At 67.5% G+C, this 20,111-nt stretch carries 21 protein-coding genes; 10 read left to right on the top strand and 11 right to left on the bottom strand.

Annotated elements, in window-relative coordinates; genetic code table 11:
• The first annotated feature begins 22 nt into the window (after positions 1 to 22).
• From nusG to rplA, 3 genes are all read left to right on the top strand, one after another.
• Complete coding sequence (gene nusG / locus ACEWX3_RS23550; protein ID WP_374157828.1) at positions 23 to 868, top strand: transcription termination/antitermination protein NusG; 846 nt, start codon at positions 23 to 25, stop codon at positions 866 to 868.
• Between the two features lie 70 nt (positions 869 to 938).
• Entirely contained in the window at positions 939 to 1,367 is a 429-nt protein-coding gene (rplK, locus tag ACEWX3_RS23545; protein ID WP_152515646.1) for a 50S ribosomal protein L11, read from the top strand.
• A gap of 139 nt (positions 1,368 to 1,506) precedes the next feature.
• A complete protein-coding gene (gene rplA, locus ACEWX3_RS23540) occupies positions 1,507 to 2,214 on the top strand; it encodes a 50S ribosomal protein L1 (protein ID WP_152515647.1) in 708 nt (235 codons plus the stop codon).
• Positions 2,215 to 2,684: 470 nt separating this feature from the next.
• Here the strand turns inward: rplA and ACEWX3_RS23535 are convergent, their stop codons facing one another.
• The 8 genes from ACEWX3_RS23535 to ACEWX3_RS23500 form a co-directional block, all read right to left on the bottom strand.
• Complete coding sequence (locus ACEWX3_RS23535; RefSeq protein ID WP_286182489.1) at positions 2,685 to 3,044, bottom strand: hypothetical protein; 360 nt, start codon at positions 3,042 to 3,044, stop codon at positions 2,685 to 2,687.
• 46 nt (positions 3,045 to 3,090) lie between these two features.
• Positions 3,091 to 4,380, bottom strand: a complete 1,290-nt coding sequence (locus ACEWX3_RS23530) for an RNA polymerase sigma factor (RefSeq protein ID WP_374157827.1) — start codon at positions 4,378 to 4,380, stop codon at positions 3,091 to 3,093.
• Between the two features lie 5 nt (positions 4,381 to 4,385).
• The gene (locus ACEWX3_RS23525) at positions 4,386 to 5,087 is read right to left on the bottom strand and encodes a YciI family protein (protein ID WP_374157826.1); all 702 of its coding nucleotides are present in this window, start codon (positions 5,085 to 5,087) and stop codon (positions 4,386 to 4,388) included.
• Positions 5,088 to 5,369: 282 nt separating this feature from the next.
• Positions 5,370 to 6,266: a cyclopropane mycolic acid synthase family methyltransferase gene (locus ACEWX3_RS23520; protein ID WP_207064848.1), complete on the bottom strand. Its 897-nt coding sequence runs from the start codon at positions 6,264 to 6,266 to the stop codon at positions 5,370 to 5,372.
• A 144-nt stretch (positions 6,267 to 6,410) separates the two neighbouring features.
• Positions 6,411 to 7,295: a cyclopropane mycolic acid synthase family methyltransferase gene (locus tag ACEWX3_RS23515; RefSeq protein ID WP_207064847.1), complete on the bottom strand. Its 885-nt coding sequence runs from the start codon at positions 7,293 to 7,295 to the stop codon at positions 6,411 to 6,413.
• Positions 7,296 to 7,407: 112 nt separating this feature from the next.
• Positions 7,408 to 8,310: an alpha/beta fold hydrolase gene (locus tag ACEWX3_RS23510; RefSeq protein WP_207064846.1), complete on the bottom strand. Its 903-nt coding sequence runs from the start codon at positions 8,308 to 8,310 to the stop codon at positions 7,408 to 7,410.
• Entirely contained in the window at positions 8,310 to 9,716 is a 1,407-nt protein-coding gene (locus ACEWX3_RS23505; RefSeq protein WP_207064845.1) for an AarF/ABC1/UbiB kinase family protein, read from the bottom strand. Before ACEWX3_RS23505 ends, ACEWX3_RS23510 begins: the two co-directional genes overlap by 1 nt.
• A gap of 68 nt (positions 9,717 to 9,784) precedes the next feature.
• Positions 9,785 to 10,783 carry an oxygenase MpaB family protein gene (locus tag ACEWX3_RS23500; RefSeq protein WP_207064844.1) on the bottom strand — a complete coding sequence of 333 codons (999 nt, stop codon included), beginning with the start codon at positions 10,781 to 10,783 and terminating at the stop codon, positions 9,785 to 9,787.
• A gap of 92 nt (positions 10,784 to 10,875) precedes the next feature.
• Here ACEWX3_RS23500 and ACEWX3_RS23495 point away from each other — a divergent pair, with 92 nt between their 5' ends.
• On the top strand, positions 10,876 to 11,484 hold the full coding sequence (locus ACEWX3_RS23495) for a TetR/AcrR family transcriptional regulator (protein ID WP_374157825.1): 609 nt from the start codon (positions 10,876 to 10,878) through the stop codon (positions 11,482 to 11,484).
• 4 nt (positions 11,485 to 11,488) lie between these two features.
• Here ACEWX3_RS23495 and ACEWX3_RS23490 read toward each other — a convergent pair whose 3' ends face one another.
• On the bottom strand, positions 11,489 to 12,091 hold the full coding sequence (locus tag ACEWX3_RS23490) for a DinB family protein (RefSeq protein WP_374157824.1): 603 nt from the start codon (positions 12,089 to 12,091) through the stop codon (positions 11,489 to 11,491).
• 1 nt (position 12,092) lies between these two features.
• Positions 12,093 to 12,623 (bottom strand): DinB family protein, encoded by a 531-nt coding sequence (locus ACEWX3_RS23485; RefSeq protein WP_221349512.1) that lies wholly within the window; start codon positions 12,621 to 12,623, stop codon positions 12,093 to 12,095.
• A 61-nt stretch (positions 12,624 to 12,684) separates the two neighbouring features.
• Between ACEWX3_RS23485 and ACEWX3_RS23480 the strand changes: the two genes are divergently transcribed.
• Positions 12,685 to 13,683 (top strand): helix-turn-helix transcriptional regulator, encoded by a 999-nt coding sequence (locus ACEWX3_RS23480; RefSeq protein ID WP_374157823.1) that lies wholly within the window; start codon positions 12,685 to 12,687, stop codon positions 13,681 to 13,683.
• Here ACEWX3_RS23480 and ACEWX3_RS23475 read toward each other — a convergent pair.
• Positions 13,650 to 14,003, bottom strand: coding sequence for a hypothetical protein (locus ACEWX3_RS23475; RefSeq protein ID WP_207064839.1), 354 nt, complete (start codon positions 14,001 to 14,003; stop codon positions 13,650 to 13,652). The two genes, ACEWX3_RS23480 and ACEWX3_RS23475, sit on opposite strands and share 34 nt — an antisense overlap.
• A gap of 169 nt (positions 14,004 to 14,172) precedes the next feature.
• On the opposite strand from ACEWX3_RS23475, the gene ACEWX3_RS23470 reads away from it, so the two are divergent.
• The 5 genes from ACEWX3_RS23470 to ACEWX3_RS23450 all read left to right on the top strand — a co-directional run bounded on the left by ACEWX3_RS23470 (position 14,173) and on the right by ACEWX3_RS23450 (position 20,098).
• The gene (locus tag ACEWX3_RS23470; protein WP_374157822.1) at positions 14,173 to 15,078 is read left to right on the top strand and encodes an ROK family protein; all 906 of its coding nucleotides are present in this window, start codon (positions 14,173 to 14,175) and stop codon (positions 15,076 to 15,078) included.
• A 272-nt stretch (positions 15,079 to 15,350) separates the two neighbouring features.
• Positions 15,351 to 15,878: a 50S ribosomal protein L10 gene (gene rplJ, locus ACEWX3_RS23465; RefSeq protein WP_152515659.1), complete on the top strand. Its 528-nt coding sequence runs from the start codon at positions 15,351 to 15,353 to the stop codon at positions 15,876 to 15,878.
• Positions 15,879 to 15,929: 51 nt separating this feature from the next.
• A complete protein-coding gene (gene rplL / locus ACEWX3_RS23460; protein WP_152515660.1) occupies positions 15,930 to 16,325 on the top strand; it encodes a 50S ribosomal protein L7/L12 in 396 nt (131 codons plus the stop codon).
• A 224-nt stretch (positions 16,326 to 16,549) separates the two neighbouring features.
• Positions 16,550 to 17,626, top strand: coding sequence for an ABC transporter ATP-binding protein (locus tag ACEWX3_RS23455; protein WP_207064837.1), 1,077 nt, complete (start codon positions 16,550 to 16,552; stop codon positions 17,624 to 17,626).
• Positions 17,627 to 18,235: 609 nt separating this feature from the next.
• Positions 18,236 to 20,098: an alpha/beta hydrolase gene (locus ACEWX3_RS23450; RefSeq protein ID WP_374157821.1), complete on the top strand. Its 1,863-nt coding sequence runs from the start codon at positions 18,236 to 18,238 to the stop codon at positions 20,096 to 20,098.
• Positions 20,099 to 20,111: the final 13 nt, after the last annotated feature.

Genomic DNA, 20,111 nt, shown 5'->3' with positions numbered 1-20,111 from the left:
GACATTGAGAGAGGACTGACCTGTGACTAGCTTCGACGGCGAAGCGCCTTCGGGTGACACCGTCGACACCGTGGACGTCGACGAGACCACCAGCCAGGCCGATACGGATGCCGAGACCTTGAACACCGAGACCATGGACAGCGAGACCTTGGACACCGGGGCGGTGGGTGCCGACGAGGACGCCGCGCCGGCCGAGGTGGCCGACGAGACCGAAGGTGCAGCCGCCACGCCGGACGAGGACGAAGACCCGGCCGTCGCCCTGAAGAAGGAGCTGCGCCTCAAGCCGGGTGAGTGGTACGTCATCCACTCCTACGCCGGCTACGAGAACAAGGTGAAGGCCAACCTCGAGACCCGCGTGCAGAACCTGGACGTCGGCGACTACATCTTCCAGGTCGAGGTGCCCACCGAAGAGGTCACCGAGATCAAGAACGGCCAGCGCAAGCAGGTCAACCGCAAGGTGCTGCCCGGCTACATCCTGGTCCGCATGGAGCTCAACGACGAGTCGTGGGGCGCGGTGCGCAACACCCCGGGCGTGACCGGATTCGTCGGCGCCACGTCGCGGCCGTCGCCGCTGACGCTGGACGACGTGGTGAAGTTCCTGCTGCCGCCGGCCGCGGCGAAGAAGCCGGGCAAGGCCGCTGCGTCGACCGCCGCGGCGGCGACCGAGACCGGAGGCATCGAGCGGCCCGCCATCGAGGTCGACTTCGAGGTCGGCGAGTCGGTCACCGTCATGGACGGTCCGTTCGCCACGCTGCCCGCGTCCATCAGCGAGGTCAACGCCGAGCAGCAGAAGCTCAAGGTTCTGGTGTCCATCTTCGGGCGCGAGACCCCTGTGGAACTGACCTTCAACCAGGTCGCCAAGATTTAGCGATTCCGGTGTAGTCCGTCACCTCTGACGTGCCGAACTGCGCCCGAATCGTGCAGAAAGGAAAGGAACAATGCCCCCGAAGAAAAAGGTCGCCGGGCTGATCAAGTTGCAGATCCAGGCCGGGCAGGCCAACCCCGCCCCGCCGGTCGGTCCCGCACTCGGCCAGCACGGCGTCAACATCATGGAGTTCTGCAAGGCGTACAACGCCGCGACCGAGTCGCAGCGCGGGAACGTCATCCCGGTGGAGATCACGGTCTACGAGGACCGCACCTTCACGTTCGCGCTGAAAACGCCGCCCGCAGCGAAGCTGCTGCTCAAGGCGGCGGGCGTGCAGAAGGGTTCCGGTGAGCCGCACAAGACCAAGGTCGCCAAGGTGACCTGGGATCAGGTGCGCGAGATCGCCGAGACCAAGAAGGAAGATCTCAACGCGAACGACATCGACGCCGCGTCGAAGATCATCGCCGGCACCGCCCGGTCCATGGGGATCACAGTCGAGTAGTCGAGTGATTCCTTCGTCGAGACTGCGCTGACGGCGACGAAGTTCGAGTGAACATCGCCGTGACTGCAGTCTCAACGCAAGAGAAATCGTGGGAGAGCTGGCATCGGCTCGCAACCACAACTTCTGAACAGGAGAACCAATGAGCAAGATCAGCAAGGCATACCGCGAAGCGGCCGAGAAGGTCGACAAGACCCGGCTGTACACGCCCTTGGAAGCTGCGAAGCTGGCCAAGGAGACGTCGTCGAAGAAGCAGGACGCCACCGTCGAGGTCGCCATCCGCCTCGGTGTCGACCCCCGCAAGGCCGACCAGATGGTGCGCGGCACCGTCAACCTGCCGCACGGCACCGGCAAGACCGCCCGTGTCGCGGTGTTCGCCGTCGGTGACAAGGCCGAGGCCGCCGAGGCCGCCGGCGCCGACGTGGTGGGCAGCGACGACCTGATCGAACGGATCCAGGGCGGGTTCCTGGATTTCGACGCCGCGATCGCGACGCCCGATCAAATGGCCAAGGTCGGCCGGATCGCGCGCATCCTGGGCCCGCGTGGCCTGATGCCCAACCCCAAGACGGGTACCGTGACGCCGGACGTGGCCAAGGCCGTCGCCGACATCAAGGGCGGCAAGATCAACTTCCGTGTCGACAAGCAGGCCAACCTGCACTTCGTGATCGGCAAGGCCTCCTTCGACGAGAAGTCGCTGGCGGAGAACTACGGCGCCGCGCTCGACGAGATCCTGCGCGCCAAGCCGTCGTCGTCGAAGGGCCGCTATCTGAAGAAGGTCGTCGTGTCGACGACGACGGGCCCGGGGATCCAGGTGGATCCGTCGGTCACCCGGAACTTCGCGGAGGCGTAGGCGTCAGCCGGAGCCGACCAGACCGGCACGGAGGCTTAAAAACAGGGCCAGGCGTCAGCCGGAGCCGACCAGACCGGCACGGAGGCGTAAAAACAGGGCCAGGCGTCAGCCGGAGCCGACCAGACCGTCAAAACCCCGCACCTGAACGGTGCGGGGTTTTGCGTCTCTCACGTTGTTGGGAGTGCTCCTCGGCCACCACTTGCCTGGCTGCGGCCGCTACCTACCGCCCCCCACGAACGGCGGCTCGGCCCTGCCCGGCCGATCGACGCCCGCGTCCCCCTGTCCGCGAACCTCGATGTGGTGGTCGAGAAGCACCCCCGCAGCAACATATCACCGAATGGTCACGGATGAGGGTTCAACCGTGATGTTCGGGTGCGGAAAGGCCGTTTCCAGTACTTTTCCCGCATTGGCGGCACGCGGGTACGCCACGCACCGGCGTGAGGCGCAGCTCCAAGAAGTTCGACAGCAAACTAGATTTCCGACGGCGGTGCGAGCTTTTCCGGTATATCGCGTGGCGATTCGGCATCTGGGCAACCATGTGAGCGCCGGTCGACTCGCGCCACCACCGGAGTCGACAGCCGCAGATGCGGAATGCCCGCGCGTTGGCACGCGAGGACGACGGCCTCGGACGAGGCGGCATCGAACACGCCGTAGAGCACCTCGTCGGAGGGGTTGGCAAGAGTCATCGTCAACCGCACCGGCGTTCCTTCGCCGGTGACGGCCGACGCCGCCGCGGACAGTCGGGCCACGACATCGTCCACGGTCGGCTCGGCCAGATTGGGCAGATACCACTCCGCGAGGTAGCTCTCGGCGCGTCGGCCGTCGGTCATCGCCCGACCGTATCGGCGTCTGGCGGCGGGGGAATCGGGCGTTTCCCTATGGTTCTGCGGTCGTGCGTCGTTCTGCGGTAGTGCGCCCGCTGACGGCGTCACCGGCAGCGGCCCCGATCTGGCGGCACAGGTCGCGGCGTCGGCGCAGAAACGCCCGGGCCGGCGCGGATCCGCTGACTGCCAGAGCCTGCTCGTAGCACCGCGCGGCCTCCGAGAAGCGGCCCGCCCGGCGCAACAGATCTGCCCGGATCGAGGCCACCGTGCTCGAGCGCGCCAACCGCGGGTCGTCGGCCACGGCGTCCAACGCGGCCAACCCGGCGGCGAAGTCGTCGCGGAAACCGATCGCCAGGGCGCGGTTCGCTCGCGCTACGGGTGAGTCGGTCAGGTCGATCACGCGGTCATAGGCGATGCAGATCGTGTCCCAATCCGTGCTCTGCCAGGCCGGCGCGGTCGCATGCACCGCGGCGATCACCGCCTGCGGGAGATAGGGCCCGGCGGCGCCCGCCGCGTTCTGCAGGTGTTGCAACCCGCGGGTGATCTTGCTCCTGCTCCAGGCCCGCCGATCCTGCTCGTCGAGGGGGATCAGGGCCCCGTCGCGGTCGACGCGACTGTCCCGCCGCGAATCGTGCAACAGGATCAGGGCCGCGAGTGCCTGCGCGTCGCGGGAGTCCGGGAGCAGAGCGCACAGCTCGGCACTGATCCGGACGGCTTCGTCGCACAGGTCGTCCCGGATCGCCGACGGTCCGGCCGTCGACCAGTAGCCCTCGGTGAACACCGAATAGATGCAGCTCAACACGTGCTCGGTGCGCTCGGGGAGCATGTGCGGTGGCGGAACCCGAAGCGGGATGTTGGCCTGCCGGATCTTGTTCTTCGCGCGGGTGATGCGCTGGCCCACGGCGGCTTCGGTCTGCAGCAGTGCCCGCGCGATCTCCGCGACGCTCAGACCCGAGATCAACCTCAGCGTCAACGCCAGCTGCGACACCCGGTCGAGCGCCGGATGCGCACAGGTGAACATCATCCGCAGCTCGTCATCGCGGACGGGATGCGGTGGCGGAGTTCGCTCGGTACGGGTGCGGATGTCGTCCAGCACGGCGGCGAACTCCTTTCCCGGACGCAGGGATTCACGTCGGATGCGGTCGAGGGCCCGGTTGCGCGCGACCCGGACCAACCAGGCGCCGGGGTTGTCGGGCATGCCGTCCCGAGACCAGGCATCGACCGCCTCGGCACACGCTTCCTGGACGGCGTCTTCGGCGATCGACAGGTCACCGCTCCAGCGCGCCAACGTGGCGACCGCCGGGCCCCAGTGTCGGCGGAAGACGCCGTCCAGTGCGCTCACCTGTCCTACAGACCCGAAATCCCCGCCAGCCGGCGCACCTCGACGGTGGATGCGGGGATCATCGAGGCCAGCTTCACGGCCTCGTCACGGTCGGAGGCTGCGAGGACGTAGAACCCGTGGGCCACCTCGGCTCCCTCGACGAACGGCCCGTCGGTCAGTGCCGCCTTGCCGTCCCGGACCTGCACCGTCGTGGCTGTGCTGTGGTGGTGCAGCGCCGCGCCGGTGAGGATGTGCTCGTCGGCCGCCCGCCCGAACGCTTCGTGCGCGCGTGCTCCGTCGTTCCACTCCGCGCTGCCCGGCGCGGACGCGGTTTCCACTGGTTCCAGCAGCAGCGCCAACCAGTCCGCGGCCAACGCACGGGCGGGCGTGCGCCATTCGACCATCGGCCACACCTCCACGGCACCGAATCGGGCGGCGGGGATGTCCTGGGCGATCGCCAGCGCGGCATCGAGGTCGTCGGCTTCGAACACGTAGTAGCCGCCGGCCACCTCGGCGCCCTCGGCGTACGGGCCCTCGGTGACGACGGGAGCGTCGGGTCCGCCGGTGATGCGCACGGCGCCCGCCGCCGGGGCCAGGGCATCACCGGCCCGGATCGCCGAGGCGGCGCGTTCGTGAAACCGCTCCCACTCGGCCATCTCGACGGCCTGCTGGTCGGGCGACGGCGGAGTGGTGCGTTCCGGGTGCAGCAGCAGCGCGAAGTAGTGCATCGTCGTGTCTTCCTGTCCGGGAGCAGGACCTCGCGTCCCACTCTCTACCTGACTGACGAATGAGCGCGCGTCAATCCGACACACGAGACAGAAAATTGCGACAGTTCGCGGGTTTCGCAGCCCACCGGCCCCGAGATATGTGAGGGTGATCACACCGATGACGGCGCTGGGCGCCGAGGGAACAAGCCGCGGCCCGAGGGCCATCATGAAGAATCCCCCGCAGTCAGGCGTGCGGGGGATTCTTCATGTCCGGGCGGGTGGCGGGCCGATCCGGCCGCGCCGTCAGGCCGCCAGGGCGGGCTTCAGGTACGTCACCAAGCTGACGTCGATGGCCTCGTCGATGAAGTAGTACTGGCAACCCTTCAGGTACCGCATGTAGCGGTGGTAGTTCTCCTCGTCGGTGGCGGCGATCGCAGCGTCCTTGTTGCGTTCGAGCCGGTCGGCCCAGATGCCGAGCGTCTTGATGTAGTGGTTGCGCAGCGACAGCGTCTCAGGCACCACGAACCCGGCCTTCTCGCCGTGCTCGACCATCATCTGCGTCGTCGGGATGCGCCCGCCGGGGAAGATCTCGGTGATCATGAACTTGATGAAGCGGGCCAGCTCGAAGGTCAGCTTCTTGCCGCGCTCGGCCAGGTCGTAGGGGTGATACCCGACGCTGCTCTGGATCGTCATCCGGCCGTCCTCGGGCAGGACGTCGTAGCACGTCTTGAAGAAGTCGTCGTAACGCTCGAAGCCGAAGTGTTCGAATGCCTCGATCGACACGATCCGATCGACCGGGCTGTGGAACTGCTCCCACCCCTCCAGCCGCACATCGAAGGTGCGCTCGGTGTCGATCTTGGCGAGCAGCTGGTCGCAGTAGACCTTCTGGTTCTTCGACAAGGTCAGCCCGATGACGTTGACGTCGTACTTCTCCATCGCCCGCTGCAGCGTCAGCCCCCAGCCGCAGCCCACCTCGAGCAGGGTCATTCCCGGCTTGAGATCCAGCCGGTCGAGGTGCTGATCCACGTTGGCGATCTGGGCCTCCGAGAGTGTGGCGTCGGGGCCGGTGAAGAATGCGCAGCTGTACTTGCGGGTGGGATCCTGGAACACCCCGAAGAAGTCGTCCGACAGGTCGTAGTGAGCCTGGATGTCCTCGAAATGAGGCGTCATATCCTTGGTGCCGGTGGATTGATCAGACATGTGTCCCTGCGTCCCTTTACTTCGAGTGCTCCCATGAGATGGCGCGGTTGCCGACGACCGTACCCAACCACGGCCGGGCCTTGCTGCAAACACGCTTCTAGGGCGACCAGCCTATCTGTAGGCAGGTCGCCCGATCCAATCCGCTCAGGTGGCGGGCTGTTTGGCCAAGGTGAACTGGTTGACGTCGGTGTAGCCCTTGCGGAAGGAGTCCGCGCAACCGGTCAGGTAGTGCATGTACCGGTCGTAGACCTCTTCGGACTGCACCGCGATCGCCTCGTCCCGGTGTTCCTGCAGCGCGGCTGACCAGTGGTCGAGAGTGCGGGCGTAGTGCGGTTGCAGGGACTGCTCCCGGGTGAGCGTGAACCCGGCCTGCGCCGAGTGCTCGCCGACGAGCTCGATCGTCGGCAGGTACCCGCCGGGGAAGATCTCGGTGAGGATGAACTTGATGAACCTCGCCACCGAGAACGTCAGCGGGATGCCGCGTTCGATCATCTGCGGAATCGTCAACGCGGTGATGGTGTGTAGCAGCATCACGCCGTCGTCGGGCAGCACCCGGTAGGCGGTCGCGAAGAAGTCGTCCCAGCGGTCCTTGCCGAAGTGCTCGAAGGCGCCGATGGAGACGATGCGGTCGACGGGTTGGTCGAAGCTCTCCCAGCCTTCCAGCCGGATCTCTTTGCTGCGGGGGCTGTCGGAGTCGGCGAAGATCTTCTCGACGTGCGCCTTCTGGTTCTCGCTGAGCGTCAGCCCGATGACGTTGACGTCGTAGCACTCGATCGCCCGCATCATCGTGTAGCCCCAGCCGCAGCCGACGTCGAGCAGCGTCATGCCCGGCTCCAGACCCAGCTTGCCCAGCGCGAGGTCCACCTTGGCGCGTTGAGCTTCTTCGAGCGTCATGTCGTCGCGCTCGAAGTACGCGCAGCTGTACATCTGCGACGGGTCCAGAAAAAGCCGGAAGAACTCATCCGACAGGTCGTAGTGCGCTTGGACGTCGTCGAAGTGCGGCTTCAAGCTCTTCTTGGTCGAGGCCATGAGGGCCTTCCTTGGGACGCTGCCCGAAGAGGTTCTCCTGAGACGGCGGTCATGCGTACCCGTCAGGCATGGTACGTGTTTTCGCGAACTTGTGAATTGACGGAGACGCAGGTCACCCCGCGTGCGCGAACGTCGTCTGCAGCTCGCCGACAATGTCGTCCCACAGCGGTTCGGGCAGCTCGTGTCCCATGCCGTCGAACAGCACCAACCGGGCGCCGGGGATCGCGCGGGCGATGGCGCGTCCGCCCGAGGGGCGCATCAGTTTGTCCGCCTTGCCGTGGATGACCACGGTCGGCGCGGCGGTCTGACGGTTGTAGCGGCGCAGGCTGCCGCTGCCGAGGATCGCCGCGAACTGCCTGCCCACGCCGGCGGGGTAGTAGGACCGGTCATGGACCTCGACAGCCTCGGCGCGAATCGCGTCGTCGGGGCGGGGAAAGCCGGGACTGCCGATGACCTTGGTGACCCGCACCGCATTGTCGATGATGGCGTCACGCCCGGTGCCGGCGGGCTTGGACAGGACCGCCAGCAGCTGCTGCGGACCGGGCGGCGGCAGCACCGGCTGGTTGTTGCTCGAGAAGATCACGCCGAGGGCCCTGGTGCGCGCGCGATGCCGCGCTGCGAACACCTGGGCGATCATGCCGCCCATCGACGCCCCCACCACGTGTGCGCGGTCGACGCCGAGGTGGTCGAGCAGCGCCGCGGCGTCGTCGGCCATGTCCTCCAGCGTGTACGCCGCCGGGCTGGCCAGCCCGAGGAACGACCGCGCCATCCGTGGCAGCAGCGGTGCCCCGGAGTGGTGGTCGGGCAATTTGCCGGACAGTCCGACGTCGCGGTTGTCGAAGCGGATCACCCGCAGCCCCCGGTCGATCAGCTTCTGGCAGAACTCCGTGCGCCAGAAGATCATCTGCGCGCCCAGGCCCATGATCAGCAGCACGGCCGGATCGGCCGGATCGCCCATGTCCTCGTAGTGGATGTCGACCCCGCCAGAGGACGCCGTGCCGGTGCGTACCTGCATCACGCGTTCGGGTCTGTTCTGGTCTGCTCGTCGGTTCCGCTCTTCGCACCCGCCGCGTCCGAGGAATCGGAGTGTTCGCGCGAGACTTCCACCATGAAGTTGGCGAAGTATCCCGTCAGTGCGGGGTCGTTCATCATCTGCCAGCGGGGAGCCAGCAGCTTCATGTAGCGCTCGACGTAGAGGAATTGTTTCCCGATGAGCACCAGCTCGCGCGGCAGCTTGACGTCGTAGGCGTCGGCGAGCGCGGACAGCTGCTTGCCTATCTCGGCATAGCTCAGATCGCCGAGCGATGTCATCGTCAGCGGTGTGGCGAACTTCTCGAGATCCTTGGCCGCCTGCGCCTCGGGCTTCACCGTCCCCACCGCGCCCATCAGCACGACGATCTTGCCGGCCGCGGCGTGGTCCTTCTTGACCAGCAGCGCATAGACCAGCTCGCGCAGCAGCCAGCGGGTGCGCGGGTCGATGCGGCCCATGATGCCGAAGTCGAAGAACACGATCTTGCCGTCGTCATCGACATAGAGGTTGCCCGCGTGCAGGTCGCCGTGGAACAGCCCATGCCGCAGCCCGCCCTCGAACACGCTGAACAGCAGCGCTTTGACCAGTTCGGTGCCGTCGAAGCCACGCTTGCGGATCTCGGCGACATCGTCGATGCGCACGCCGGTGATGCGTTCCATCGTCAGCACGCGCTCGCTGGTCAGATCCCAGTACACCTGCGGCACCCGGATGTTGCTGCCCAGCGGGGAGGCATGCATGTGGGCCACCCACGCGTCCATCGACTGGGCCTCGAGGCGGAAGTCCAGTTCCTCGGCGAGGTTGTCGGCGAAGTCGGCCACCACGTCCTGCGCGGACAGCCTCCGACCCATCTTGGCCAGCTCCACCAGTTGCGCACCGCGCTTGAGGATCTGGAGGTCGGCGGCCACCCGGCGACGGATGCCGGGCCGTTGGATCTTGACCACGACCTCTTCGCCGGAGTGCAGGGTCGCGTAGTGCACCTGCGCGATGGATGCCGAGGCGAACGGCTTCTCGTCGAACGACTTGAACAGGTTGGCCGGGTCGTCGCCGAGTTCTTCCTGGAAAAGCCGGTGGACGGCCTTGGGATCGGCGGGCGGCACCCGGTCCAGCAGACCACGGAACTCGCGGCTCAGCGGTTCGCCGAACGCCCCCGGGCTCGACGCGATGATCTGTCCGAACTTGACGTAGGTGGGCCCGAGATCGGCGAACGCCTGCGGGATCTGCTTGACGACCTTCTGCTGCAACGAGCCGCGACTGCCCAGCTTGGACACGACGCGGGCGCCGGTGCGAGTGACCTGCCAACCGGTGACACCGATACGGGCCGCCTCGACCGGCAACGGAACCCGGTCCAGCCTGGCGACCTCACGGTGCTGCGCTTTTCGGGGTGTAGTCATAGCTGCAGTGTCTCAAAACCAACCGGTCAGGGGAAAAACAGTGTGGACCGGGTCACACGGCGACGGCGTCACATGAAGGCGTGCTCGACCTCGGCGCGGCCCCGGGCGGGGTCGCTGCCGGGCCGGTAGCTGGGCTCGGTGTGCGGTGCCAGGTCCGGGTCGACTCCCTCGGCCACCCGTGCCTTGGCCTGTTCGAACTCGGCGAGCGGACCCGAGCCGACATGGATTCCGTTGATGATCGACCACACCACGGCGCGCCGCGCGCTGCGCTCGACGATGTTGGGGTTGCGGTGCTGGATCAGCCGCTGCGCCCACGGCGGCATCGTGTCGCGCACGGCCCAGTCCAGGGCGCTCTGCGGCATGGGCAGATTCGGTCCGGTCGCCATCGCGGTGCCGTAGGTGACGGCCAGCCGGGGCAGATAGGACTCGAGGCAGTCGAGTGTCTCGTGCTTGGTCGCCGGGAGGTCCGTGCCGCCGAGTGCGTGGCCGACCCGGACGAACTCACCGTAGTAGCGGTCCAGGTCCTTTCCGCGCAGCGGCTGGGGGTGGTAGAGCTCGTGGGCGGTGGCCAGGCCCCACACGACGGTCGCGTAGTTCCACCGCAGCCACTCGGGGTCGTCGGCGTCATATCGCGCGCCGTCTGGCCGCACCCCTTTGACCGTGTGGTGCATCGAACGGACCGCCAGCGCGAGGCGCTCGGCCGTAGGCGTCGAACCGTAGGCGGTGCCGATGAAGAACGCGACCGAATGACCGAGACGAACCGCCGCTCCCTTGGGGTCGATCTGCGGTGCCGGGTCGGTCCGGGTGTCCGGCCGGACCAGACGGGAGTGGTGGACTCCCATCCAGTAGATCGACGGATCGAGACGCTCCAGATAGGCCGCACATTGCAGGCCGAAGACCAGAGCCTGGGTGTGCGAATGCACATGCCATACCGCGCTTCCCGGTCCGAACCACCCGGGATCTCCCTGCGGACCGGCGAAATCCATGCCGCGGAAGAAATGTCGGCGGACGTCTTTGTCGAACTGCTTGTTGAGTAGGTCTCCGACGATCTGATGGGGCATCAGCATGGCGCCTCCCAATCTGGTTACGAGTGTCACCAGAATAGCGTGCATGGAGCTGATCTGACCAGAACCAGCCGGTGGCGGCTTAGGCTGAGCCGATGCCCGATCCGACGTCGAATGCGACCAGATGGGCGGGTGTGCCTCTGGTCGATCGCCGGGCGGAACGGCGTGCGCTGCTGGTCGACGCGGCCTTCCGGTTGTTCGGCGACGGCGGGGAAGCGGCGCTGTCGGTGCGGTCCGTGTCGCGGGAGTCCGGAATGAACACCCGGTACTTCTACGAGAGCTTTCGGGGTACCGACGATCTCCTGGGCGCGGTGTACGACCGCGTCAGTGCCGAACTGGCCGAGGTGGTCGACGAGGCAATGACCGAGGCGGGACCCTCGTTGCGCGCACGTACCCGCGCCGGGATGGCCGCCGTGCTCCACTTCAGCTCGGCCGACCCGCGCCGGGGGCGAATCCTGTTCACCGACGCTCGCGCGAACCCGGTGCTCACCAGCCGTCGGGCCGCCACACAGGACCTGCTGCGCGAGGCGGTGCTCACCGAGGGCTGGCGGCTGCACCCCGACAGCGACGCCGTCGCCGCGCTCGTGGGCGCGGCGATGTACACCGGTGCGATGGCCGAACTGGCGCAGCAGTGGCTGGCGGGCCACCTGGGTGACGACCTGGAAGCGGTCGTCGACCACGCCCTCGGCCTCGTCTTGCGTTGAGCGCCTAGCGGGGTGAAGGCGGCTGCCACGGGGTCAGCCAGTCGGTGGCCGGCCAGTCCTCCAGACCGGCGAGCAGTTCGTAGAGGGTGGCCCCGTCGATGCTCTCCCTGATGATGTCGCCGTGACCGGCGTGCCGGGCCAGTTCCTCGATCATGTGGAAGAACACCCACCGCACGGACCAGGCGGACACATCTTTGGGGAACCACGGCACATCGTGGGGAATGGGCACCGACGCACCGAGATCGGCGGTCTCGAGCAGGCGCATCGTCTCGGCATTCTGCTCATCGAAGGCGTGCAGAATGTCGGCCAGCCTTTCCTCGCCGCGCATGACGAACTCGTTCTCGTACTCTGCGGCTTGGCTGTCCATCGGGCGGCTATCGCGCTCGCAGAGCTCAGGTGCGGCCGCGACCCGCTGCATCCAACCCCGCTGGCAGTTGGTGACGTGCTTGATAAGACCGCCCACCGACAGTGCGCTGACCGACGGGGTGGCGCGGGCCTGCTCGTCGGTCAGGCCGTAGGCGAGGGCGTGGAACGCGTACTGCTGGGCGGCGAGGTACTCCCGCAGTCCGGCGCGTTCGTCGGCTACGGGCGGGGGCATCGCGGGCATCTCAGGTTTCCTTCTGATGGGTGTGGATGTACAGGTCGCGCAGCAGTGCGATCTCGGCTCCGTGGTGGATCACCTCACGGTTGATGTGAAGCACGAGTTCGATCATCGGGTGCTCGGCCCAGTCGCCTTCGGCGGCGCCGACGGGCCGGGCGAGATCTGCCTCCGACAGCCGGCGCGCTCCGTCGTTCCAGCGACGGTAGGCCTCGTCGAGCTGCTGCAGCGCGGTGTCGGCATCGGTGGCGTACGACCAGGACAGGTAGTCGGCCGGCGGCCCGTCGAAATGCGCGTGATTTCGCATGGCCAGCACGCCGACGATGACGTGGGCCAGCCGCCACGCGATCGTCGTGACCGGTTCCGGCTGCGGCGGCGGGTGGCTGAAGTCGATGGACCCGTCTGGATGAAGGCTCCAGCACTTCGCCACGGGCTCCCAGAAGTACTCGTGATCGGTCAGACCCGTAAGGCGGGGACGCAGCTGTGTGCACCAATGGAAGTCGAGTTGATCGGCCAGTCGAGACGCCAGGTCGGTGGGCATGCACCCACTGTGACAGCCTTTGCGGACAGTTCCGGTCCTCGAAGTCCGGCAGACTTGTCGTATGGCGGAAACCACCGGACGGATCCTGCAGCTGCTCGGTCTGCTGCAGTCGCGCCGCGGGTGGAGCGGCCCGGAGCTGGCCGAGCGGTTGGGGGTGACCACGCGCAGCGTGCGCCGCGATGTCGAACGACTCAGGGAACTCGGCTACCCGGTGCATGCGAGTGCCGGCCACGGCGGCGGGTATCAGCTGGGCGCCGGCGCGGCGCTACCCCCGTTGCTGCTCGACCCCGACGAGGCGGTCGCGATGGCGGTGTGTCTGCGGGTCGCGGCGGGAGGCAGTGTGGCCGGGATCGGCGAATCGGCGCTGCGGGCGCTGAGCAAGTTGGACCAGGTGATGCCGAGCCGGCTGCGGTCACAGGTCAGTGCGGTCCACGACGCGACGGTGACGCTGAGCTCGGCGACCGACACCCCCGTCGATCCCGACGTGCTGATGACACTGGCCAGAGCCTGCCGCGACCGCGAACACGTGACCGCCGGCTATGTCGACATCCGTGGAGACGCCAGTTCCCGGCGTGTGGAGCCCTACCAGCTCGTCACGACCGGGCGACGCTGGTATCTGCTGTGCTACGACCGCGACAAGGCCGACTGGCGCAGCCTGCGCCTCGACCGGATGACCGATGTCAGTGCCGTGGGCAGCACCTTCGTCCCACGGCAAGCTCCGGACGCGGCGTCCTACGTACGCAGGTCCATCAGCTCGTCGCCGTATCCCTATATCGCGCGGGTGCGGTACTTCGCGCCCGCCGCACGGATCGCCCAGACGTTCTCCACCGCATCGGTCGACATCGAACCCGACGGGCCGCAGGCCTGCATCGTCACCACGGGGGCCGACGATCCCGAACGCATGGTCGCGTGGCTCGCCGTGCCAGGGTGCGACTTCGAGGTGCTCGAGCCGCCGGCAGTGGTGGCGGCGGCGCGTGCGGTGGCCGCGCGCATCGCGCGGGCATGCCGACTGTCAGGTGTTGATGATCACCAGTCGCCGATGGCCGGGCCCACGGGGTAGCCGCCGCGGAAGCCCCTGGCCTTGCCACCCGGCACGGCCTTGATGTTGTCGCGGATCTCGCCCTGCGCGCTGATCTCGCCGGCGTCGGCCAGGCGGGTTTCGGAGATCCCGCGCGCCACGCCGTAGTCGTTGATGCGGATCACGGAGTTCTGCGAGGCCTGCCGGCTGGTCACGGTCGGGCTGGGGCCCACCTCGTCCACGTCCGCACCGGCAACGCCGCTTCCCACGCCGACGGACAGTGCGCCGGCGGCCAGACCGCCCAGGCCGATCAGGCCGGCTTTCTTGACTCCTCGGGCAAGGGCATCTGAAGGGCCGGTCATCAGCGATCTCCTCTGGTTTCGTGGCGGTGCGTGGCTACGTGACGAACGAAGTCCACATGCTGCCATAGATAGATCGGTTGATGTGCAGCAACTGTTACGACTCCCCGTCCGGGTAGGTCCGCGAGCGGATCGCCGGCATCGGCACCACCGGTCGCCCTACAGTGCTGGCGTGTCCGACCATGTGCTGGCGCTCGACATCGGCGGGACCAAGGTCGCCGCCGCTCTCGTCGACGACGCCGGACGGCTCACTCATCTCCGGCAGCGCCGGACCCCGCACGGCGATGCGGAGGCGCTGTGGGCCGTGATCGCCGCGCTGGTGCGCGAGGTCCGCGGCGCTGGTTCCGTGGTGGCGGTGGGCGTGGCATCAGCCGGCCCGGTCGACATCCCGGCCGGCACGATCAGTCCGATCAACATCGCGGGCGTGCGGGGCTTCCCGGTGGTGGACCGGATCGGTGAGCTCACCGGGCTGCCGGTGCACCTCGGCGGCGACGGGCTGTGCATGGCAATGGGCGAGTCCCGTGCCGGCGCTGGGCGGGGCGCCCGATTCATGCTGGGCATGGTGGTGTCCACCGGTATCGGCGGAGGTCTCGTGCTCGACGGCATCCCGTACCACGGCCGCACCGGCAACGCCGGGCACGTCGGTCACGTGGTCGTCGACGCGGGCGGGCAGCCGTGTTCGTGCGGCGGTCGCGGCTGCGTCGAAACGGTGGCCTCGGGCCCGAACCTGGTGCGATGGGCCCGGGACAACGGGTGGCAGGCTGCGCCGGATGCCGACGCGAAGACGCTGGCCGCCGCCGCCGTGCGAGGTGACGACGTGGCGTTGCGCGCGTTCCGGCGCGGTGCCGGGGCGCTCGCCGCCGCCGTCGCCTCGGCCGCTGCGGTGGTCGACCTGGAACTCGTCGTCATCGGTGGGGGAGTCGCTCGGGCCGGCGCGGTGTTGTTCGATCCGTTGCGCGGCCTACTGGGGACGTACGCGGGACTCGACTTTCTGCGGGGCATCGAGGTGGTGCCCGCCGCTCTCGGCGCCGACGCAGGCCTCGTCGGCGCCGCGGCTCTGGCCCGGGAGCGACGCTAGCGGCGGCGGTCCGCCAGACGCTCGGGTCCGCCGTTTTGGCTGATGGGCGTGCGGCGCGCTATTCTTGCCCAGTTCCACCGAAGACCGTCGGTTACCGAGTGATCGGTTGAAGGTCCGGGCCAGCCCGGCGACCCACGCAGGAGGACGAGGCTGATCTTGTGTGCGCCCCGACCTGTCTGCGTCGGGGCGTTCGTGGTTTCCGGGGTTGATCCGGCTGCTCGGTGACGAGGGTCTGAGGCGGAACACTCGATACCAACCACGAGGAGGCATGCATGGCCAAGGATGACAAGGCCGCAGCGATTGCCGACATCGTCGAGCGGTTCAACTCGTCGACGGCGACGCTCGTCACCGAGTACCGCGGCCTCTCGGTCACCAGTCTGGCCGAGCTGCGCCGATCCCTCGGCGATTCCGCAAGCTATCGCGTCGCCAAGAACACGCTGGTCAAGCGTGCGGCGGCGGAGGCGGGCATCGAAGGACTCGACGAACTGTTCGTCGGTCCGACGGCGATCGCGTTCGTCAAGGGCGAGGCCGTCGACGCGGCCAAGGCGATCAAGACCTTCGCCAAGGATCACAAGGCGCTGGTCATCAAGGGTGGCTACATGGACGGCCGCCCGCTGAGCGTCGCCGAGGTCGAGGCGATCGCCGACCTCGAGTCCCGCGAGGTGCTGCTCGCCAAGATGGCCGGCGCGATGAAGGCCAACCTGTCCAAGGCTGCGGGCCTGTTCAACGCTCCGGCGTCGCAGGTTGCCCGCCTGGCCGCGGCGCTGCAGGAAAAGAAATCCGACGAGGAAGCCGCGTAGCGGCGTTCCGCACACCCCCAGCCACGAAGTAGAAACAAGGAAGGACCAACCATGGCCAAGCTGTCCACCGACGAATTGCTCGACGCTTTCAAAGAGCTGACCCTGCTCGAGCTGTCCGAGTTCGTCAAGAAGTTCGAGGAGACCTTCGAGGTCACCGCTGCGGCTCCGGTCGCCGTCGCCGCCGCCCCGGGTGCGGCCGGTGGCGGGGCCGCCGCTGAGGCCGCCGAGGAGCAGTCCGAGTTCGACGTCATCCTCGAGGGTGCCGGCGACAAGAAGATCGGCGTCATCAAGGTCGTCCGTGAGATCGTGTCCGGTCTGGGCCTCAAGGAGGCCAAGGATCTGGTCGACGGCGCTCCCAAGCCGCTGCTCGAGAAGGTCACCAAGGAGGCCGCCGACGACGCCAAGGCCAAGCTCGAGGCTGCCGGCGCGTCGGTCACCGTCAAGTAGTTCCGGGTTCCACCCGTCCCACCGGCGCATGACGTCGGTGTGGAGAACGTTGAGCTGTGGGGCCGGTCTGGCAAACAGGCCGGCCCCACAGTCGTCTCCACGGCATCTCCGAGGCAGCGGTGTTCGCCGACCAAGTGTTCTCGGATGGGCCGGTAGGTTACAGTGACTCAAGCCACAGGCGGGGAGCGTGTGGTCGGAGTCCGGTATTGGCGAGAGGATTTTGCGTGGGCATTGGCATTCAGATCGAAGGCCTGACCAAGTCCTTCGGGCCCCAGCGAATCTGGGAGGACGTCACCTTCGACCTCCCCGCTGGCGAAGTGAGCGTGCTGCTCGGGCCTTCCGGTACCGGTAAGTCGGTGTTCCTGAAGTCGCTGATCGGTCTGCTGCGTCCTGAGCGCGGAAAGATCATCGTCGACGGCACGAACATCATCGAGTGTTCCGCGAAAGAGCTCTACGAGATCCGCACGCTGTTCGGGGTGATGTTCCAGGACGGCGCACTGTTCGGCTCGATGAGCCTGTACGACAACACCGCTTTCCCGCTGCGCGAGCACACCAAGAAGAAGGAAAGCGAAATCCGTCAGATCGTGATGGAGAAGCTGGACCTCGTCGGTCTGGCCGGGGACGAGAACAAGTTCCCGGGCGAGATCTCCGGCGGTATGCGCAAGCGTGCCGGCCTGGCGCGGTCGCTGGTGCTCGATCCGCAGATCATCCTCTGCGACGAGCCGGACTCCGGTCTGGACCCGGTGCGTACCGCTTATCTGTCGCAGCTGCTGATCGACATCAACGCCCAGATCGACGCGACGATCCTGATCGTGACGCACAACATCAACATCGCGCGCACGGTGCCCGACAACATGGGCATGCTGTTCCGCAAGAAGCTCGTCATGTTCGGCCCGCGGGAAGTGCTGCTGACCAGCGACGAGCCCGTCGTCAAGCAGTTCCTCAACGGTCGTCGTCTCGGCCCGATCGGCATGTCCGAGGAGAAGGACGAAGGCACGATGGCCGAAGAGCAGGCCATGGCCGACGCCGGTCACCACGACGGTGGCGTCGAGGAGATCGAGGGTGTGCCGCCACAGATCCAGGCCACGCCGGGCATGCCCGAGCGTAAGGCCGTCGGGCGGCGTCAGGCCCGCGTCCGCGAGATCATGCACACGCTGCCGCCCGCGGCTCAGGAAGCCATCCGCGACGATCTCGAGGGCACCAACAAGTACCCGGTGCACGAGTTCAGCGACGACTCGACCCAGCGACATGCTGCGGATGACGCGCCGACCGGCCGCATCCCGGTCGCCGGCGAGCGCTGAGCACCTAGCTTCACGTCCAGACGGGCGCCGCGTGACACACGCGGCGCCCGTCGGCGTCTCTACTGCGCCTGACTGTCGGTGAGCGGCGGGGCGCCGCGCCTGCACTGGACGCGGCCCCGCACACCCCCGGTGCAGCTGCCGGACGAAGGCCTACCGCGCAGCCCGGCAACGCCCCGTCGCTGACGTGGGTGGTGCTGCCGAGTCGTGCCGCGCGACGACTGCGGTGGCTCGAACAGCGGTTTCCCCAATTGTGACCTGTCTCCAATTGCGCGCTCAGCTGCGATTACAGCAACTCGGCAAATATTGTCGAGGGAAATATCGCCACCATGTGTGGCGCCTGTGTCAATAGTTGCTGTTTTGCACAAGCGTGGCGCAATGTGGCGATACAGACGGCAGTCGAGTGTGCTCGTCGGCCGCAGTGGCGTACAGAAAGAACCGCAGGAACAGCGTCATTGCGAATTTCTTCCCGATTCGTCAATTTTCTGGCACGGCGCCCTTGCGGGTTGCTCTGCTCGGCTATACAGTTTGCCAGAATTGTCCGTTCAGGTCGCAGAAGTTGCTTGCCGGCTACCTGCGTTGCGACGGTCCGCGACTCTTGACAGGAGAAAGATGGTCGACCGCTATCGGGTCTGGCTGGGGGCAGGCTTTCTGGCGGGGGGAATGTCGGCGGCGATGCTGACCGGCGCGGGCATCGCGACCGCCGACGACGGTGCTTCGGCGGGATCGGAGTCGCAGCCGGCGTCGGGGTCGAAGGACTCCGGTGAGTCAGACGGGGACGCCTCGGGGCCGGGCAGGGCCACCTCGTCGACCGGCGCGGACAAGCCCGGCAAGCACCGCAAGGACGACGACGCCGATGCGGAGTCGGTGTCGGACGGCCAGGAACCGGACGGCCACGATGACGTGTCCGTCGACGATGGCGGCGGCAGCGACCTCAGCGACGACGAACACCAGGACGACGAGGACGCCGACGACCTCGAGCAGGAGATCACCGACGACGGTGACGACGAGGTGGGCGATCACGGCGTCGGCGTGGATGCCGAAGCGTCCCCGCCTGAGACGTCACCCTCCGGCGAATCGGAGACCCCGGCCGACGACTCTGCCGGAGCTCCAGAGCGCTCGGACGACGCGACCGCGGAACCGGACGTCGACGACCCGTCCGCAGTCGCGCCTGACACCGCGGCGGGGGGCCTTCCGTTCGAGCAGACCGATGCTGCCGAGGCCGCACCGCCGTCCGCTGAGTCCGGAGAGGACGCCGGCGACGACGCGGTCACCACGCCGGACGCCGAGCCGTCGTCGTTCGTGACGAGTGTCGAGACCGACCTCGGGGCGACCGACGCCGCAGTCGTCATGCGCGCGGCCGCCGTGCAGGCACCCTGGCTGCAGGCCGTGCAGGACTTCGCCGAGATGCTCGACGACATCGGCACCGCCATCTACAACTTCTACACCGGCGCAATGCAGTTCCTCGCCGGCCCGGTGCGGGCGCCGCTGGGCAGCAACGTGCGGGTCGAGAGCTCGACGCTGCAGATCGGTGACGTCGAGGTGCCCGCCGACTGGTACTTCCCCGACACCGACAAGCCCGCCGGCATCATCTATCTGCAGCACGGGTTCATGGCCACGGCGTCGTTCTACAGCGCCACCGCGGCGTACCTGGCAGAGAAGACGCTGAGCATCGTCGTGGCACCGACCTTGACGTGGAACATCTTCGACATCGACGGTTATCCGCTGATGCTGTCCCGGACGCACCGGGCGGTCGCCGACCTGTTCACCGGTGACCGAGCGGCTCTGAACGCCAGCGCGCAAGCGGCCGGGTATCACAAGACCCTGCCGAGCCGGGTGGTCCTGGCCGGTCACTCCGCAGGTGGCGGGCTCGCCGTGGGCGTGGCCGGGTACCTGGCCGATCTGGATGCCACCGACGACCTCGCCGGTGTGGTCATGCTCGACGGCGTCGGGTTCGGCGACCACCTCAGCTCGGACCTGGCCAAGATCCCGCGAGACATCCCGGTCTACAACCTCGCCGGCGAACCGTACGGCTGGAACGACTTCGGTGGCGCCAGCACAGATCTCGCCGAGGCGCGTCCCGGGGAATTCACCGGTGTTCTCGTCAACGGTGGATTGCACGCCGACGCCATGCAGAGCAGCAGTCCGATGATCCAGTTCGCGTCCTACCTCGCGACCGGATTCTCCAAGCCGTGGAACGTCGCAGCGGGCGAGATGCTGTCTGCGGGATGGATCACCGACATGCTCTACGGCACCCACACGGCCCGCCTCTACGGCACGCCCGGCTCGATGCTCAACATCTTCACCGGCTGGTGGGTGCCGTCGGTGGCGCAGGTCTACCCCGTCGTGCACCAGTACGTCGGACCGCTCGACGTGCTTTTCACGTGTCTGTTGAACCCGGGGACCGTGCAGTGCACCTACGTCACGCCCGGTTACACGCGCCAGGCGTCGAAGGCGACCACCCGGGTGGCGTGATTCGACGCAAACT

The organism is Mycobacterium sp. G7A2 (assembly GCF_041902445.1).
GTDB lineage: Bacteria > Actinomycetota > Actinomycetes > Mycobacteriales > Mycobacteriaceae > Mycobacterium.
The sequence above is the reverse complement of the archived record's forward strand: the minus strand, read 5'-3'. Positions and strand labels throughout refer to the sequence as shown.